Origin of the sequence: Thalassotalea hakodatensis (assembly GCF_030295995.1) — a bacterium.
GTDB classification, from domain to species: domain Bacteria; phylum Pseudomonadota; class Gammaproteobacteria; order Enterobacterales; family Alteromonadaceae; genus Thalassotalea_C; species Thalassotalea_C hakodatensis.
Window position 1 is genome coordinate 459,262 of record NZ_AP027365.1, and the last position, 15,243, is coordinate 474,504.

Here is a 15,243-nt window from a genome sequence, read left to right on the forward strand (position 1 = left end):
CACTTTTATAATTCGTACAACTTAATAAGTTGTTGATAATAAAACAATTGTAACTTTCTCGTTAGCGGTTGTTTTATTTGGGTTAACAGAAAAGAGATCCATTCTAACACTGCTCTTTACAATGCGATAGATCCAATTTTAGTTCTTTAAATATTCCGTCATTTTTCCAGCGATATCTGTAGGAATTTTCGCTGTTTTTTGTGTTTGATAGTCAAAATGCACCATGACGGCTGTACCTGATGCTTTTAATTCATTTTGTTGCCATAACTCTTGATAAACATCAAAGGAAGAACTCCCAATTCGGCCAATATAAGTTCTAACTTCCATTTCATATTCATAATACATTTGACCATGAAAGGTTGCATCTATTTTGGCTAATATTAGGCGCCATTTTTGTAAATTCAAATCGGGCGTGAACCATTTAAATACTTCGTTTCTTGCACCTTCAAACCATATGGGGATCATCGTATTGTTAATGTGGCCAAGTGCATCTGTGTCGCAAAACCTTGGTTTGAATGATTCGTGAAAAAATTTATTAGTCATTAGTGTCCTTATTCTTTTGATCTATGATGTTCTGAGGCGTACAGCGTGGCTACTTTAATATTCTCTTGTGTATGTTACAACTTACTATTGTGCTTAACTGGGGGGAGTGTTCATCGCAGTAAGCAGCGTAATCATCCTATTAAGATAGCATGATATCAATTTTGTGTTAGTCTTTTGAAAGTTCTTTAGCGCATATGACTTTGCTGTTTTAACGTAGGGAAAAGCCCTGTCTATAGCAATTCATAGGTTTTAATCAAAAGAGAATAATAATGAAAAAACTGACTATTTTATTTTTTACGTTCTACTGCACTTTTGCGTTTGCCGGTGCAGGTGACAAAGCTCCAGATAGAAAAGTAGGCCAAGGGCCTTATGAAAGGTTAATTCTGCGTGGTGGTATTGTGGTCAACGGTGAAGGTGCACCTGCAAGAGGGCCAATGGACATTGTGATCGAAAATGATCGTATTGTTCGCATGGTTAGTGTTGGTAACCCAGGTGTACCGATTAAAGAGGGTGGTCGGCCTAAAGCGCGAAAAGGCGATATTGAGTTAGATGTTTCTGGGCAATATATTCTGCCTGGTTTTATCGATATGCACGGTCATATTGGTGGAAGTGCTGACAATATTCCTGCGGAATATGTCTTTAAACTTTGGCTGGCACATGGCATTACTACGGTAAGGGAACCAGGTAGCTTTAATGGCGTTGATTGGGTGATGGATCATGTTAAACGTAGTGAAAAAAATGAAATTGCTGCCCCTAGAATTATTCCATATGTAGGTTTTGGTATGGAGAATAAGCAAGCAATTACTACGCCTGAACAGGCTAAAAAGTGGGTTAAATATATTGCTAAGCGTGGCGCTAAAGGGATTAAGTTTTTTGGTGCTCCACCAGCGATAATGGAAGCCGCGTTAACCGAAGCAAAACATCAATCGTTGGGTTCTATGATGCATCATGCGCAGTTGGAAGTGACAAACATGAATGTGATCGATTCAGCGCGTTTAGGTTTAACAACCATGGAGCATTGGTATGGTTTACCAGAGGCATTGTTTGAGCACCAGCGTATTCAAGACTATTCACCAGACTATAACTACAATGATGAACAAAACCGATTTGGTGAGGCAGGCCGTCTATGGCAACAAGCAGCAAAACCAGGCTCTAAAAAATGGCAGCAGGTACGTGACGAGTTAATTGAGTTAGATTTTACCATTAACCCAACAATGACGATTTATGAAGCGAGTCGTGATTTAATGCGCGAAATGAACGCAGACTGGCACAAAGAGTATACCTTGCCAACGTTATGGGAATTTTTTCAACCCAATAAATATGCCCATGGTTCTTATTGGTTTGATTGGACGACAGATGACGAAATCGCTTGGAAGAAGAACTACCAACAATGGATGACATTTATCAATGATTATAAAAATCATGGTGGCAGGGTAACAACGGGTTCTGATGCTGGCTATATTTTTAAAATATATGGGTTTGGTTATGTGCGTGAATTAGAGTTATTACGCGAAGCAGGCTTTAATGCACTAGAAGTTATTCAATCGGCAACAATAAATGGTGCTCAAGCGCTTGGACTAGAAAAAGAGATTGGCTCTTTGCGTGTTGGTAAGAAAGCAGACATGGTGATTGTAGCTGAAAATCCTTTACGTAACTTTAAGGTATTGTATGGAACGGGTCACTTTCAGTTAGGCGACGATAATAAGCCGACAAGAAAAGGCGGTGTGAATTTTACGATCAAGGATGGCATTGTTTATGATGCTAAGGCATTGTTATCAGAAGTTCGTGCAATGGTTGAAAAAGCCAAACAATAATAAGGTCAAGTGATGCGTGCCTAGTGGTTAACCTGCGCACGTTCTTGTAAATATTAGCCGTGAAAAAGAAAAACCTCCTTTTCAGGAGGTTTTAATAATTTGGGTATATGCGCAAATTATTAATAGTAAGTATCTTCTCTATTGTGCGCTTGAGGATCTTCAATTAACTCATCAAAATTCACTTCAAAGCTATTATTGTCTTCGGTATTGGCAATATAAATGGTACGCGTAGAACCATCAATCCAAGTGACAGTACCACTACCTTTTTTACTACCACACTTCATGCCGATGTGAATGTCATTAAACTCCATATTTCCTCCTCAAATGCTGATAAATGCAGCACAACTGTTTGACGCTTTATAAATGCAATAGTTCAATTTAAGAACAAGTTGCGCATGTTTTTTCTACAGCGGGATATTTATTATATGGTGAAAAAAAAGTAGGTCTATACAAAGTTAAGGGGTAAATTCAATTCCTAAGATTGTTTGTCTTGAGGCCCCCGTTACATCGGGTATCTGGTTATAGATTTTTTTGTCATAAGCGTAGGCGAGCCAAGCAAATGCACTCGCTTCGAACGCTTGATTATTCAGGCCTAATGAATGAATATCATTGACAGTATGTCGTTTAAGTTCTTGTTTTAATAACTTATAACAGTGTAAGTTGTTGATTCCACCACCGCATAAATATACGAAACTCTTCGGGGATAATTTATCTACTTCATTGGCAATTGTTGTGGCTGTTAATTGCGCTAACGTTGCCTGAATATCGTTAGGTATCCATTTAGGGTTTAGTTGTAACGCTAACCAATCTAATGTGAAATATTCCCGACCGGTGCTTTTAGGAGCAGGCTTAGTGAAGTAAGGATCAGCAAGTAAACACGCCAATAACTCAGGGATCACTTTACCTGAAGCTGCCCAGTGCCCATCTTCATCATGCCTTTTATGCAAATGCTTGTAACACCAAGCATCAAGTAGTGCGTTTGCTGGCCCAGTGTCAAATCCAAGCACTTTTTTTTCTTTAGAACTCGGTAAGTAAGTGAGATTGGCGATACCTCCTAAGTTCACAATAAACGTATCATTATCACGTTCTTCAAATAAAAATTGATGGAATGCGGGAACAAGAGGCGCGCCTTGACCGCCCAATACAACGTCTTTCGTTCTAAAGTCACCGATAACACGCAGTTCAGATAAGCAAGATAATGTTTGATTACAGCCGATTTGCAGCGTAAAAGGCACAGAATTAATGGTGGTTTTTTCTGGTCGATGACGAATGGTTTGTCCGTGATTTCCAACAGCAATAATTTGCTCACGAGTAATACGATATTTTTCGAGTAACGTATTGATTGCTTGATGATAAAAGTGAGCGAGCTCAACCGATAAGCTTGCCATAAGGTCTATATTGTCGCCTTTAGGCTGATATAAACGGGTAACACGAGAGTGTAATGTATCGGTATAAGGGTGAAATACATGGCCAATTAATTGGGTTTTTTCACGACCTTTTTTTGTTTCATCAAAAGCCACTAAAGCTAAGTCAGCACCATCTGCACTTGTGCCTGACATGATGCCGATATAATAGCGTTGCATGGTTAAGGCGCTTGGTTACCTGACGATTCGAGATTATTTAACGCGAGTTTAGAAGTATTTAATTCAGCTAAACGTTGTTTCGCTACAAGGGCAAACTCATTTGCATGCTTTTTATCGATAGGTTGAGCATCGGGTAACTGAACAGTTCGTGGGTTACGATGGATGCCATTCAATAAAAATTCGTAATGTAGATGTGGTGCTTGAGACATACCAGTTGAGCCAACATAGCCAATAACTTGTCCTTGTTTAACGCGTTGCCCTTTTTTAACCGCACGTTTAGAAAAATGTAAGTATTTAGTAACAATGCCATTACCGTGCTGAATAAACACATAGTTACCATTATATTTGTTGTAAGTTGAGTGAGTTACTTTTCCGTCGCCAGAAGCAACAACAGGGGTGCCTGTGCTTGCGCGGTAGTCAGTACCTCTGTGGGCCTTCCAACGCTTTTGGATCGGATGAAAGCGTCTCGGTTTGAAATTAGAGCTGATATATTTGAATGACACAGGCGCTCTTAAAAAAGCTTTACGCATACTTCTGCCATCAGGGGTATAGTAGCGGCCATCTTTATAACGGATTGCTTGAAAGGTATCACCTTGGTTGTTGAACTCTGCGGCTAAAATTTTTCCGGTGCCAATAAACTCACCTTCAACATAACGCTTTTCATATACCACATGAAAACTATCGTTTTTACGAATGTCTAAGGCAAAGTCTATATCCCAACCGAAGATATTTGCTAGATTAATAATTTGTGCGTCATCTAAACCAGCGTTAACGCCAGCGGTCCAAAAGTTAGATTTAATTGTACCGTGCGCCGTGAACTCAATGGTATCAACTGACTTCTTTTCTTTTCGAGCGACAAAGCCTTGTACAGAGTCAGTGATAAATAACGTTTCAGTTTTTGATATTGAATATTCTAATGCGACTAAATCGCCATTTTCATTTTCGCCAATTTGTAACGTGTCACCAACATTAATTTTACGTAATAATTTGCCAAATTCACCTTTTGCATGACTCACCTTATGAGTTACCTGTGCGTTATGGCCAAATCTTTTTAATATTTTTGCTAACGAATCGCCAGATTTTACTTTCGCGGTGTGCCAGCTTAAATGAGGGATGCTGTGCTGTTCAATCGCATTTTCTTGCGTTGTTTGTTCCGTCTCTATTTCTGTAGAAAGATCTACGTTTTGTGTGTCAGCAGGAAGTGGTAGCTGGTAACGTTCACCAATTTTTAATGAAGAATGCTCTGATTGACGGCTCGCTGTTGCCTTTTCAGACGGTAAAAGCAAGATAAAAAGTAGCAAAATGCTCGCAGCAGAAAGCAAAACTTTGTGCTGTTTAGGTAAGGAGAGATATAAATCTTTTATATTTTTCAAATGGATACAGCCTTCACTACAAATTTAATTACAACATCCATCGGTTACTATAGCAAAATATTATACGGATAAACAATCATAGGGTTTTAACTTGTTGCGTATTTACAGTAGAATTCTGCCCTTATTTATTTTTTGAAACCACCAAATTGGAGCCAACCATGTTAGATGTCAGCCAAGCGTTTGCAGAATTAAAGCGCGGTGCCGAGGAGATCTTGCTTGAAGATGAGTTGCTTGAAAAACTTAAAACAGGCAAGCCGTTAAAAATTAAGGCAGGGTTCGATCCAACAGCTCCAGATCTGCATTTAGGGCACACTGTTCTGATCAATAAATTGCGTCAGTTCCAACAGCAAGGGCACGAGGTTATATTTTTGATTGGTGACTTTACCGGTATGATTGGTGACCCAACGGGTAAAAATGTGACTCGTAAACCATTAACTAAAGAAGATGTACTAGCAAACGCCGAAACGTATAAAGAGCAAGTCTTTAAAATACTCGACCCTGAAAAAACGCGCGTCGAATTTAATTCAACGTGGATGGATAAACTTGGTGCTGACGGTATGTTGAAATTAGCGTCACGGCAAACAGTAGCGCGTATGATGGAGCGTGACGACTTTAAAAAACGCTATACTAACGGACAAGCGATTGCGATTCACGAATTTATGTACCCATTAGTACAAGGCTGGGATTCAGTAGCACTTGAAGCCGATGTTGAATTAGGCGGTACCGATCAAAAATTCAATTTATTGATGGGGCGTGAATTACAAAAATCTGAAGGTAAGCGACCACAAACAGTATTGATGATGCCATTGTTAGAGGGGTTAGATGGCGTACAAAAGATGTCTAAATCGCTGAACAATTATATCGGTATTACAGATTCTCCAACAGATATGTTTGGCAAGATCATGTCTACATCTGATGATTTAATGTGGCGTTATTATCAATTGTTAAGTTTCAAATCTATTGATGTGATTGAAAGCTATCAGCAACAAGTTGCAGAGGGTGCTAATCCAAGAGATATAAAAATTGAACTAGCAAAAGAAATTATTGCGCGATTTCATGATCAAGAGGCTGCTGAAAAAGCCCATAAAACTTTTATCGAGCGTTTTCAAAAAGGTGCAATGCCAGATGATATGCCCGAGCAAACCATTGCAAGTGATCAAGGGGAGTTACCAATTGCAAATTTACTTAAAGATGCAGGGCTTGTAACAAGTACATCTGAAGCGATGCGAATGATCAAGCAAGGAGCTGCGAAAATAGATGGTGAAAAAGTTGTAGATAATAAGTTGAAAATTCAAGCGGGTAGTACAGCTGTTTATCAAGTAGGCAAACGCAAGTTTGCGAAAATAACATTAAGTTAATGAGAAAGTCGGCTTAGCCGGCTTTTTTTTACCTTTTTGTCAGGTATTTTTACAAATAGTGAACTTGAGTAAACTTTAATTTTTTAACCTTTTGATTTTTATGTGTTAATTATAGTTGGAATGTAAAGTGCTTGCTTAATTTATGACAGTACTTTTCATAAATTAACATTGAGAGCAGCCATGGAAGACCGCCAGTTTAGGGATCCATTGATTGAAAGAAGACATCAACAATGTCAGCAAGAAGGATTATGGGAACGCTTGAGTATCGCACAGAAATTTTCAGCAAGTAGCTTAATTAAATACGGTTATAAATTGATGTTTATTCGTCACGCTGCGCATACTAGCTTAGCGATAATGTTACTTGATGAAAAGATTACAACAATAAGTAGTGATGGAGAAATAAACACTTCACCAGATATACAGTTGAGATAGAAAGAGAATACTTGAAATTTTGCTGTATCACTTTACTCTGTAGTAAAGCATTTAACTGTATTTGATAATGAAGAAAAAGCTGTCGCTGCTGTTCATATTATGCACGCTAATAGGGTGTAGCATAAAGCCTACATACCAAGCAAAACATGCCAATAATGTCGATTTTTTCGCATTATCTTTGTACAGTCTTTATGATAGAAACTCTGTTTTTAGTGACTATCAAAACATGTCTGATACGACTCGAAATAGCATTGAAATTGCCATTGAAAAAGCCTTTGATGCTCAGGGGTGGCAATATAAATCTCCAGACAATGCCCAAGTTATCGTAGCGTATCACCTTGTTGATCGCTTAGCTGAATTGAAGAAATATAATAGAGGCGTTAAATATTGTTTGCCTTGTCTTCCGGTACAGGTGCCTGAAAAACAAAATAGGCATCAAGTAATGCAACCTGGCACATTGATACTGGATATGGTTGATGTGAACCATAATCGTACGATATGGCGAGGTGTTAGCCGTTTGAAAATCAATGAACGAGATCATAGTCTTGAAGCCCAAGATAAAATTGAACAAGCAATTATTGGCTTACTTGATACCGTTCCGAAATAGGTAAATCTATGTTGAAATGGTTAGTGATCACAATAGGAACTATTATTGGTTTTTTGTTGGTGATATCTGTTATTGGATACCAGCTTAAAAACAATGAAGAAAAGAACCGCGCCTACCTAGAACAAGAACATTTCAAACCCACAAATTCAGTTGAGCGGCAAGACCAAAAGGTGCATATTGCCCCGAATAATACCATTCCTTTTGAGCAAACGAATAGTTATCAAATAATAAAACAGCATTTAACGTGTATTAATAACCAACAATGTAAAGCGGTGAAGGTCTCGTTTGCTGACCAGTCTTGTTTACTGGCAATCAACAGTATTGGCGCAGCTCGACTTTTAAAAGCCGCACCAACAGAACAAGTAGGTTCGTGTCCAAGCATCAGTGTTAACACCGAGGCCGTATGTTTAGATAATGTGTGTCAGCTTAAAAAAATGCGCAACTAGCACTAGCGCCGTCACATAAGCAAGGTATACTAGTGGGGATAGCGTGATTGGAACTTTTACCTCTTGGTATTCTATCAATCGCAGCGCACATTTATTTATAATAAGCATGTAACGAATCCTTATGACATTTCCAAACGACGAAACCGGCCAAGTGCTAACTGAAATGCAAAATGCAGGCATCGACTTAAGCATAATTCATTCAGTAGTTTTTTTTCAACTTTTTGAAAAAGAAGAACAAGCTAGAGCAATGGAGAGTTACCTAAAGCAGAAAGTGCCAGATATGCAGGTAAAAGTACATCCAGATCAAACCCCTAACGTATGGGATGTTGATTGTACTGTTAACATGTTACCAGATTATGATGTCATCACTGCTCAAGAAGCACAGTTTGAACAGATAGCTGCTAAATTTGATGGTTATAATGACGGTTGGGGAATTGAAGTATAACGCTAAAACTTAATGATGGTTTACGCTGGTATTCGCTTAAAAGCAAGTTGTAACATTCCGTCTCTGATTACAAATAAGGCACTTTTTTTTACAAAAATTGACAACTTGTAGACACTTGAACAACAGTGTTTTTTGGGTTCTATTGGCATCATATTTTCCAATAATTATTAATGGGAAAACATGATGAAACACACACTTCTTTCTTTACTTATTTTAGCGGGTATTAGCACACCTGCTTTGGCAGAAAATAACACTAAACACTCTGTTGGCTTACAAATTGGCGGTGGAGGCCTTGATTATAAAGGCAAAGATACTGATAGCCAAGGCGTTGCTAAATCTTACCTTTACTACAATTATAAATTTTCTCATTATTTTTCTGCTGAAGTAGGCTTGGTCGGCGCAGAAGATATTGATGATTGGGAATGTAAGAAAAATGCTGATGATGAATTTGTTTGCTATTCAGATGACAGCGATGATTTTGAAATAGTCGCTGATGATTTTGACTTTGGCTCGGTAGTGGTCGCGATTCGTGGTGAACTACCGCTATCTAAACACAATAGTTTGTATGGCAAAATTGGTGCTGAATTTTACGATTATGAATTTGGTCTAATGCGAGAAAAAACCATTAAAGAGGATGGAACAGGCTTATTTGCTGAATTAGGTTGGCAATATCGTTGGAATAATGGCATAGGATTAAGCGCAAGTTATCAATTTCATAATGTTGGTGATTTAGAAATGAAAGGCTTAAACCTTGGTATTAGTTACGCATTCTAGTCATTTTTACTGCCAGCCTGTTGTTGGTCGGCAATATTAAAGGCAGGTAGCGATACCTGCCAATAAATAGCAGCTAACCTTAAGGCCAATGCACCAACTATGGCAACAATAAGGGAAACATTTTCGGTAAAGCCAATAGTCTGCAAGCCAATAAATAATATACCACCAAGCATTGCCGCTAAGGCGTATATTTCTTGGCGAAGAATAAGTGGTATAACGTTGCAAAGTACGTCTCTTATCATACCGCCAGCAACGCCAGTGATCATGCCCATGACTATTGCAACCGTTATTGAACTACCTAAACTCAGTGCTTTTTCGGTACCTAAAACGGCAAAAAGTGCTAATCCAAAGGCATCAGATATTAGTAAAAATCTTTTTGGGATACGTGTTGGGCGGCGTATAAAAAGAATGGTTAAAATAGCGGTGAGTAAAATAACATAAAGGTAAATTGGACTTGCCACCCAAAAAACAGGCGTGTCTAAAATAACATCTCTGATCGTCCCGCCGCCAATGGCGGTAACGGCGGCTAGCACTACAACCCCAAATGGATCAAGTTGATACCGCCCTGCCATAAGGGCGCCTGACAGTGCAAAAACCACAATGCCAAATAAATCTAACCAATAAAGCAAAAATCTTACCTCTGCGTATTTTCTGTCACCACAGGTAGCTCATCAGCTTGCCAGCCGTTGAAATCACCAGATAAATGTCGTAATTGAGAAAAGCCGTGTTTTGTTAATATTTCCTCAGTAATTTGTGCTCGTCTTCCTGAGCGGCAATGCACCACTACCATTGAATCTTGATGTATGCTTAATTCATTCAACCGTTGTTCGATTTCATTATGAGGAATGTTAATCGCATTGGCGATATGCCCGGTGTTAAATTCTTGTGCAGATCTCACATCTAAAATAATCACAGGAGCAGCTTTCGGGGCTTTTGTAATTGATATTAACTGTTGAGCTGAGATGGTTTTGGTTTCATTAGCTTGTACAAAACTTGTTAGTAACAATACGAACAAAAATACAGATAATTGGTTAAATGTTTTCATCAGAGCGCCTTATGTAGCAAAAGAAATGAACATAGATAATACTAGCATACTGAAAATAATCCCGATGTTTAAGGCTTTTACTAACTGCAGCTGTTTAATCGTGTTTGAAAGCTCTGTAGTGGAAGGTTGAGAACCTGACTGATTAAAGCTAACGCGTCTTAACTTGTGTCCTTGATAAAGTGCAACGCCCCCTAATTGGACATTATTAATTTTAGCGGCGGTAGCTAGTAAGTAATCGCTCGTTAACCTTGATATATGTGAGCTGATAGACTGTGCGCTAGTACGGTTCGTTTTACTAAACATTAAGAAGCTTAATTCTATAGAAAGTATTAACGCCGGTAGCCATTGTAATAGCGATATAATTTTTCCAACAAATTTACCAAAATATTGATATTTTTCAATTTTTGTATTCCAGCTGTAATGTATTTCTAACAGAATGCGATAACAAATGGCGGCAATGGGACCAATAAGCAAATAAAGCAAAATGACTAAAAACTGACGTTGTAGGTAATTGAGCCAAAGCATTTCAATACAGGCTTTACATAACCCCATACTAGATAATGTTGAGGTATCTCTTAGTACCCATGGCTGTAAATGCGCTTTTGCTGAACTGTTTTCTTGTTTGTTTATTGACGTGATCAGTTGGCTAGCCATTCGTTGTGCGCCAGCTCCTGATAAAGCAAAAAAAAGTAATAAGCTGTGCCAAAGTATCGGCACTTCAACAAAATCTTCAAATAACCATATAATTATGATTATAGGTATTAGCGTGATCAGTGTAGCGGCTGCACCAGCAATTTTTTGCTGTTGTGTACCATTATGTTGATTGTTTACTTTGTCTGACAGGCGTTGACAGTAAAAACGAAAGAAATGCGTGGTGTCTTTCGTTTGTACAATAGCAATAACAGACCTCAATAAAAGGACAACTAATACGATGATGAGTTGCAAAATGAAAGGGGTAAGTTGGTTGATAAAGTCTGTCATGTGGTTTGCTTAGTTCAAGGTAATGCCTTGTAAATTTTCAATCATGTTCATCACCAGCTGAGAAGAATTAACTGATGCAGTTTCAAGGTATGCTTCAAATGAAGTAGGGGATTCTTTACCAGCAATATCTGACATTGAGCGAATGACTACAAAAGGGGTTGATAGCTGATAGCAGGTTTGTGCAATTGCGGCGCCTTCCATTTCTACTGCTGCCATCGTGGGAAAATTTGCCCGCGCTTTTGCTATATCGTCATCTTTGGTCATAAAGGTATCACCTGTTGTGATCAAGCCGACAAGTGTTTGAATGCCCGGTAATGATGAAATACTAGCTTTTGCTGCTTCGACTAAACGCGGGTGAGGAAGGTAAGCGGCGGGATTCGCTGGTAACTGGCCAATTTCATAGCCAAATGCTGTTACATCAACATCGTGATAACGTACTTCACTGCTAATAACAATATCACCCACTTTTAAAGACTGTTCGAAACCACCAGCAGAACCTGTATTGACAACATACTTAGGAGAGAATTCTTTGATGAGAAATGCTGTTGCAAGTGCTGCCGCGACCTTACCAATACCCGATTGTACTATTACAACGTCGGTGTTATTTAACCTACCATGGTAAAATGAGTAGCCTGCGATGTTTGTTGTTTTTGCGTCAATTAATTTTGCTTTTAAAATCGCAACTTCTGGTTCCATTGCGCCGATAATACCTACGGTCATTTTATTGCCTTAGTGAAAATATTGATGGCGAAAGTATACGTTAACAACTATGGTTTTTACAGCGATGAAAAAGCGGAAATTATTCCGCTTTTTGTTATTAAGGTTACTACGTTTGTACGTTTAGGCTAGATCAGAATATGTTAATGGGGCAATGCACCCATACTAGGTGCTGGTAATTTTCCGTTGTTTAATTGATTAGCTGCAAGTGCTGCTGTCGGTGTGATCACACCTGTTGAAGATGATGCAGGTTTGGTTCGAGCTTTAACCATTGGAGCAGGGATCACTCTGCCTTTCATTTTAGGCTCCATGACTTTATTGGCAAACAAACGCGTTTGTAAACAATGTTTTAATTCTTCAACAGAATAGGTTGCTTTCACTTTAATACGTAAATGTGGAATTGATGCTGCTTCAAGCGCGCCACTTACAAACCAATCTTTTTTTACTTTATAACCTTTACCTTGCGTATCGACGAGATCGATGGTGCCAAGTAGCTTCATGCTTTGACGATCACAAATGGCAAAGTCTAAATATTTGTTATCGGCCTTATTACGTGCAGTTTGACTTGCTCGTTGTGAAACCCCGCCTCTTACCGTAACAATATCAGAAAGCTTTACTCGGTTGATAACACGATATTCACCACCAACAGCTTGTTCTAATAAACGATGAAAATTCTTTTCCGCTGAAGTAAATACAGTGGCTTTTCTATCGAAAGGAAATGGGAAACTAGTATCATTTAAACGATTTGCTAATAAAGCAACAATAATGATCAAACTGATCATCGCAAATAAAATGAGTTCCATAATGCGCTCCAAATTTACAAAATATTGACGGTTTTGTTAAAACAGTTTTCTTGTAACAGATAAAGCATTTTTTGTGCCATAAACATGCGAACAATATATTTATCTTAAACGGCATAATTTTCGTGGATTGTGAGGTGCTCTAATGGTCTGCTTCCGGACAAAATAGCTCATAAAGCACAGATAAAAGCTGGATAACTTCTGGGCTTTTTACTAAGTAATAAATAGTTTGTGCATCTCGTCGAGTTTCAACTATTTGTTCTTTTCGTAATACGGCTAAATGTTGAGATAGTGCTGATTGGCTTAATGGAATATGTTGGTTCAATTCACTTACCGACATTTCATTATTCATTAACGTACATAGGATCATCAATCTATTTTCATTGGCCATTACTTTTAATAAATCTGCTGTTTGTTTGGCTGCATTTATTAGCGCGCTAGGGTCTTGCAATGAATTTCTCCATGATGAGTAACGTTACTATTTATAGCAATAAATAGTAATTTAGACAATGCTAAATTAGCATTGACTAATATAATTAAGGTGAATAAACTAGCGCTAGTAGTTATTAAGGAGTGTGCTGATGAAGCCAGTGGTTATGTCTTTTTTCCACGATGAAACTTGTACGTTCACCTATGTTGTGTTCGATGCTGAACAACGAAGTGGGGTTGTTATTGATCCAGTACTCGATTTTGATCAAGCTTCAGGTAAGGTCAGTTATGAAAGTGCAAACCAGGTGCTCGAATATGTTAACGAGCAACAATTAACGATAGAGTGGATCCTTGAAACACATGCACATGCTGATCATTTAACGGCAGCGCAATATCTTAAACATAAGACCAATGCCCAGGTTGCGATAGGCAAAGGTATTGCTACTGTGCAAAAAACGTTCAAAGAGATTTATAACCTAAGCGAAGCGTTCCCTGTTGAAGGTGAACAATTTGATCGGTGCTTTTCCGATGGCGATAGTTTCTCTATTGGTTCATTGACTGTTGATGTTATCGCAACGCCTGGGCATACCAATGACAGTGTAACGTACTTAATTGGTGATGCGGCTTTCATTGGTGACACCATGTTTCACCCTAGCCTCGGCACTGCAAGGTGTGATTTTCCTGGAGGTGATGCGGCGATGTTATTTAATTCAATTCAGCGACTTTTCGCATTGCCGCCGAATACACGTATTTTTTTATGTCACGATTACCCAGAAGGGGATAGATCGCCAACATGCCAAGTAACGCTTGTTGAGCAAAAGACTGAAAATATTCATGTAAAAGAAGGTAACAGCAAACAAGATTTTATTGCGTTTAGAACTGCTCGTGACAACTCATTAGCGGCACCTAGACTATTACTTCCCGCCATTCAAGTGAATATTGCTGCTGGACACTTTCCAAAACCTGAAGGCAACCAACAAATTTATTTAAAATCGCCGGTGACCTTTCCGCAAATAGGAGATAAATAATGGAATCATTAATCAGTTATTTACCCGCATTTTTAGGCGGTATGTTAATAGGCTTATCAGCCTTACTGTTGTTTATAGGCTTAGGCAGAATCGCAGGGATAAGCGGTATTGTTGGAAAGATTTTACAACAATCAGAATCTGATAATCAGGCTAATGACAAGCTGTGGCGCGTATTATTCATTTTAGGGTTGATAATAGGCGCTGCGATTTATCATTTCTTTGATCCTTTTACATTGCCGTTTCGTCAACCACCATCTGCTTGGTTTATGATTATTGCCGGGTTATTGGTTGGTATTGGCACATACATAGGAAGCGGGTGTACGAGTGGTCATGGCGTGTGTGGAATCGGACGTTTTTCAATTCGATCTATGAGTGCCACGATTATTTTTATGCTGACTGCTGGCATAACCGTCTTTGTTATTAAGCATGTGTTTGCGTAGGAGAAGCGTATGAAGAATGTAATCGCCATTATTTCTGGGATTTTGTTTGGCTTAGGTTTAGCGATGTCTGAAATGATTAACCCTACAGTGGTTATCGCATTTCTAGATGTTGCAGGAGATTGGAACCCGGCACTTATGTTTGTCATGTTCGGCGCGTTATTGGTGACGACTGTCGGTTTTACACTTTCTTTAAAAAAACAGTCACCTCTTTGTGCGAGTCAATTTTATTTACCTACTAACTCTGCGATAGATAAACCTTTGATTATAGGTGCAAGTCTATTTGGTATCGGCTGGGGAATGGCAGGATATTGCCCTGGACCAGCAATAGCAGGACTGGCGTATGGCCAACAAGAAACCATTTATTTTGTGATAGCAATGCTGGTTGGACTAAAAAGCGCTCAACTATTCAGTGCTAAAGGGTAGTAGGT

20 protein-coding genes are annotated in these 15,243 nt (G+C 38.7%); 10 read left to right on the forward strand and 10 right to left on the reverse strand.

Going from position 1 to position 15,243, the window contains the following annotated elements:
* Positions 1 to 138 precede the first annotated feature (138 nt).
* Entirely contained in the window at positions 139 to 543 is a 405-nt protein-coding gene (locus tag QUE72_RS01930; RefSeq protein ID WP_074499488.1) for an acyl-CoA thioesterase, read from the reverse strand.
* Positions 544 to 812: 269 nt separating this feature from the next.
* On the opposite strand from QUE72_RS01930, the gene QUE72_RS01935 reads away from it, so the two are divergent.
* Positions 813 to 2,357 (forward strand): amidohydrolase family protein, encoded by a 1,545-nt coding sequence (locus QUE72_RS01935; RefSeq protein ID WP_083602081.1) that lies wholly within the window; start codon positions 813 to 815, stop codon positions 2,355 to 2,357.
* A gap of 119 nt (positions 2,358 to 2,476) precedes the next feature.
* Here QUE72_RS01935 and QUE72_RS01940 read toward each other — a convergent pair whose 3' ends face one another.
* The 3 genes from QUE72_RS01940 to QUE72_RS01950 form a co-directional block, all read right to left on the reverse strand.
* The gene (locus QUE72_RS01940; RefSeq protein ID WP_074499487.1) at positions 2,477 to 2,668 is read right to left on the reverse strand and encodes a hypothetical protein; all 192 of its coding nucleotides are present in this window, start codon (positions 2,666 to 2,668) and stop codon (positions 2,477 to 2,479) included.
* A gap of 144 nt (positions 2,669 to 2,812) precedes the next feature.
* Positions 2,813 to 3,940: an anhydro-N-acetylmuramic acid kinase gene (locus tag QUE72_RS01945; RefSeq protein WP_286271169.1), complete on the reverse strand. Its 1,128-nt coding sequence runs from the start codon at positions 3,938 to 3,940 to the stop codon at positions 2,813 to 2,815.
* A gap of 2 nt (positions 3,941 to 3,942) precedes the next feature.
* Positions 3,943 to 5,313 (reverse strand): peptidoglycan DD-metalloendopeptidase family protein, encoded by a 1,371-nt coding sequence (locus QUE72_RS01950; RefSeq protein ID WP_286271171.1) that lies wholly within the window; start codon positions 5,311 to 5,313, stop codon positions 3,943 to 3,945.
* 158 nt (positions 5,314 to 5,471) lie between these two features.
* Here QUE72_RS01950 and tyrS point away from each other — a divergent pair, with 158 nt between their 5' ends.
* From tyrS to QUE72_RS01980, 6 genes are all read left to right on the forward strand, one after another.
* Complete coding sequence (tyrS, locus tag QUE72_RS01955; protein WP_074499486.1) at positions 5,472 to 6,671, forward strand: tyrosine--tRNA ligase; 1,200 nt, start codon at positions 5,472 to 5,474, stop codon at positions 6,669 to 6,671.
* A gap of 180 nt (positions 6,672 to 6,851) precedes the next feature.
* Positions 6,852 to 7,103, forward strand: a complete 252-nt coding sequence (locus tag QUE72_RS01960) for a hypothetical protein (protein ID WP_254849590.1) — start codon at positions 6,852 to 6,854, stop codon at positions 7,101 to 7,103.
* Positions 7,104 to 7,170: 67 nt separating this feature from the next.
* A complete protein-coding gene (locus QUE72_RS01965) occupies positions 7,171 to 7,710 on the forward strand; it encodes a DUF4136 domain-containing protein (RefSeq protein WP_286271172.1) in 540 nt (179 codons plus the stop codon).
* Positions 7,711 to 7,718: 8 nt separating this feature from the next.
* Positions 7,719 to 8,156, forward strand: coding sequence for a hypothetical protein (locus QUE72_RS01970; RefSeq protein ID WP_286271173.1), 438 nt, complete (start codon positions 7,719 to 7,721; stop codon positions 8,154 to 8,156).
* 121 nt (positions 8,157 to 8,277) lie between these two features.
* Entirely contained in the window at positions 8,278 to 8,601 is a 324-nt protein-coding gene (locus tag QUE72_RS01975) for a ribonuclease E inhibitor RraB (protein ID WP_286271174.1), read from the forward strand.
* 180 nt (positions 8,602 to 8,781) lie between these two features.
* Complete coding sequence (locus QUE72_RS01980) at positions 8,782 to 9,375, forward strand: outer membrane beta-barrel protein (RefSeq protein WP_286271176.1); 594 nt, start codon at positions 8,782 to 8,784, stop codon at positions 9,373 to 9,375.
* Here QUE72_RS01980 and QUE72_RS01985 read toward each other — a convergent pair.
* The 6 genes from QUE72_RS01985 to QUE72_RS02010 all read right to left on the reverse strand — a co-directional run bounded on the left by QUE72_RS01985 (position 9,372) and on the right by QUE72_RS02010 (position 13,369).
* On the reverse strand, positions 9,372 to 10,004 hold the full coding sequence (locus QUE72_RS01985; protein WP_286271178.1) for a trimeric intracellular cation channel family protein: 633 nt from the start codon (positions 10,002 to 10,004) through the stop codon (positions 9,372 to 9,374). The genes QUE72_RS01980 and QUE72_RS01985 overlap by 4 nt on opposite strands.
* A 5-nt stretch (positions 10,005 to 10,009) precedes the next feature.
* Complete coding sequence (locus QUE72_RS01990; protein ID WP_286271179.1) at positions 10,010 to 10,420, reverse strand: rhodanese-like domain-containing protein; 411 nt, start codon at positions 10,418 to 10,420, stop codon at positions 10,010 to 10,012.
* 9 nt (positions 10,421 to 10,429) lie between these two features.
* On the reverse strand, positions 10,430 to 11,401 hold the full coding sequence (locus tag QUE72_RS01995) for a cobalamin biosynthesis protein CobD/CbiB (protein WP_286271180.1): 972 nt from the start codon (positions 11,399 to 11,401) through the stop codon (positions 10,430 to 10,432).
* 9 nt (positions 11,402 to 11,410) lie between these two features.
* Entirely contained in the window at positions 11,411 to 12,121 is a 711-nt protein-coding gene (gene mtnN, locus QUE72_RS02000) for a 5'-methylthioadenosine/S-adenosylhomocysteine nucleosidase (protein ID WP_074495134.1), read from the reverse strand.
* A gap of 140 nt (positions 12,122 to 12,261) precedes the next feature.
* Complete coding sequence (locus QUE72_RS02005; RefSeq protein ID WP_074495136.1) at positions 12,262 to 12,921, reverse strand: DUF2726 domain-containing protein; 660 nt, start codon at positions 12,919 to 12,921, stop codon at positions 12,262 to 12,264.
* A 139-nt stretch (positions 12,922 to 13,060) separates the two neighbouring features.
* Complete coding sequence (locus QUE72_RS02010) at positions 13,061 to 13,369, reverse strand: ArsR/SmtB family transcription factor (RefSeq protein WP_074495139.1); 309 nt, start codon at positions 13,367 to 13,369, stop codon at positions 13,061 to 13,063.
* 130 nt (positions 13,370 to 13,499) lie between these two features.
* On the opposite strand from QUE72_RS02010, the gene QUE72_RS02015 reads away from it, so the two are divergent.
* From QUE72_RS02015 to QUE72_RS02025, 3 genes are read left to right on the forward strand one after another with little or no spacing between them, the layout of a single operon-like run.
* On the forward strand, positions 13,500 to 14,375 hold the full coding sequence (locus QUE72_RS02015; protein WP_286271188.1) for an MBL fold metallo-hydrolase: 876 nt from the start codon (positions 13,500 to 13,502) through the stop codon (positions 14,373 to 14,375).
* A complete protein-coding gene (locus QUE72_RS02020) occupies positions 14,375 to 14,815 on the forward strand; it encodes a YeeE/YedE family protein (RefSeq protein WP_074495145.1) in 441 nt (146 codons plus the stop codon). The genes QUE72_RS02015 and QUE72_RS02020 overlap by 1 nt, the downstream gene beginning before the upstream one ends.
* A gap of 9 nt (positions 14,816 to 14,824) precedes the next feature.
* On the forward strand, positions 14,825 to 15,238 hold the full coding sequence (locus tag QUE72_RS02025; protein ID WP_286271190.1) for a YeeE/YedE family protein: 414 nt from the start codon (positions 14,825 to 14,827) through the stop codon (positions 15,236 to 15,238).
* The last annotated feature ends 5 nt before the right edge of the window (positions 15,239 to 15,243 follow it).

Bases quoted from the DNA above. Each gene is read 5' to 3' on its own strand.
- QUE72_RS01930 (WP_074499488.1), bottom strand. From the start codon at position 543: ATGACTAATAAATTTTTTCACGAATCATTCAAACCAAGGTTTTGCGAC.
- QUE72_RS01935 (WP_083602081.1), top strand. From the start codon at position 813: ATGAAAAAACTGACTATTTTATTTTTTACGTTCTACTGCACTTTTGCG.
- QUE72_RS01940 (WP_074499487.1), bottom strand. From the start codon at position 2,668: ATGGAGTTTAATGACATTCACATCGGCATGAAGTGTGGTAGTAAAAAA.
- QUE72_RS01945 (WP_286271169.1), bottom strand. From the start codon at position 3,940: ATGCAACGCTATTATATCGGCATCATGTCAGGCACAAGTGCAGATGGT.
- tyrS (WP_074499486.1), top strand. From the start codon at position 5,472: ATGTTAGATGTCAGCCAAGCGTTTGCAGAATTAAAGCGCGGTGCCGAG.
- QUE72_RS01960 (WP_254849590.1), top strand. From the start codon at position 6,852: ATGGAAGACCGCCAGTTTAGGGATCCATTGATTGAAAGAAGACATCAA.
- QUE72_RS01965 (WP_286271172.1), top strand. From the start codon at position 7,171: ATGAAGAAAAAGCTGTCGCTGCTGTTCATATTATGCACGCTAATAGGG.
- QUE72_RS01970 (WP_286271173.1), top strand. From the start codon at position 7,719: ATGTTGAAATGGTTAGTGATCACAATAGGAACTATTATTGGTTTTTTG.
- QUE72_RS01975 (WP_286271174.1), top strand. From the start codon at position 8,278: ATGACATTTCCAAACGACGAAACCGGCCAAGTGCTAACTGAAATGCAA.
- QUE72_RS01980 (WP_286271176.1), top strand. From the start codon at position 8,782: ATGATGAAACACACACTTCTTTCTTTACTTATTTTAGCGGGTATTAGC.
- QUE72_RS01990 (WP_286271179.1), bottom strand. From the start codon at position 10,420: ATGAAAACATTTAACCAATTATCTGTATTTTTGTTCGTATTGTTACTA.
- QUE72_RS01995 (WP_286271180.1), bottom strand. From the start codon at position 11,401: ATGACAGACTTTATCAACCAACTTACCCCTTTCATTTTGCAACTCATC.
- mtnN (WP_074495134.1), bottom strand. From the start codon at position 12,121: ATGACCGTAGGTATTATCGGCGCAATGGAACCAGAAGTTGCGATTTTA.
- QUE72_RS02005 (WP_074495136.1), bottom strand. From the start codon at position 12,921: ATGGAACTCATTTTATTTGCGATGATCAGTTTGATCATTATTGTTGCT.
- QUE72_RS02015 (WP_286271188.1), top strand. From the start codon at position 13,500: ATGAAGCCAGTGGTTATGTCTTTTTTCCACGATGAAACTTGTACGTTC.
- QUE72_RS02020 (WP_074495145.1), top strand. From the start codon at position 14,375: ATGGAATCATTAATCAGTTATTTACCCGCATTTTTAGGCGGTATGTTA.
- QUE72_RS02025 (WP_286271190.1), top strand. From the start codon at position 14,825: ATGAAGAATGTAATCGCCATTATTTCTGGGATTTTGTTTGGCTTAGGT.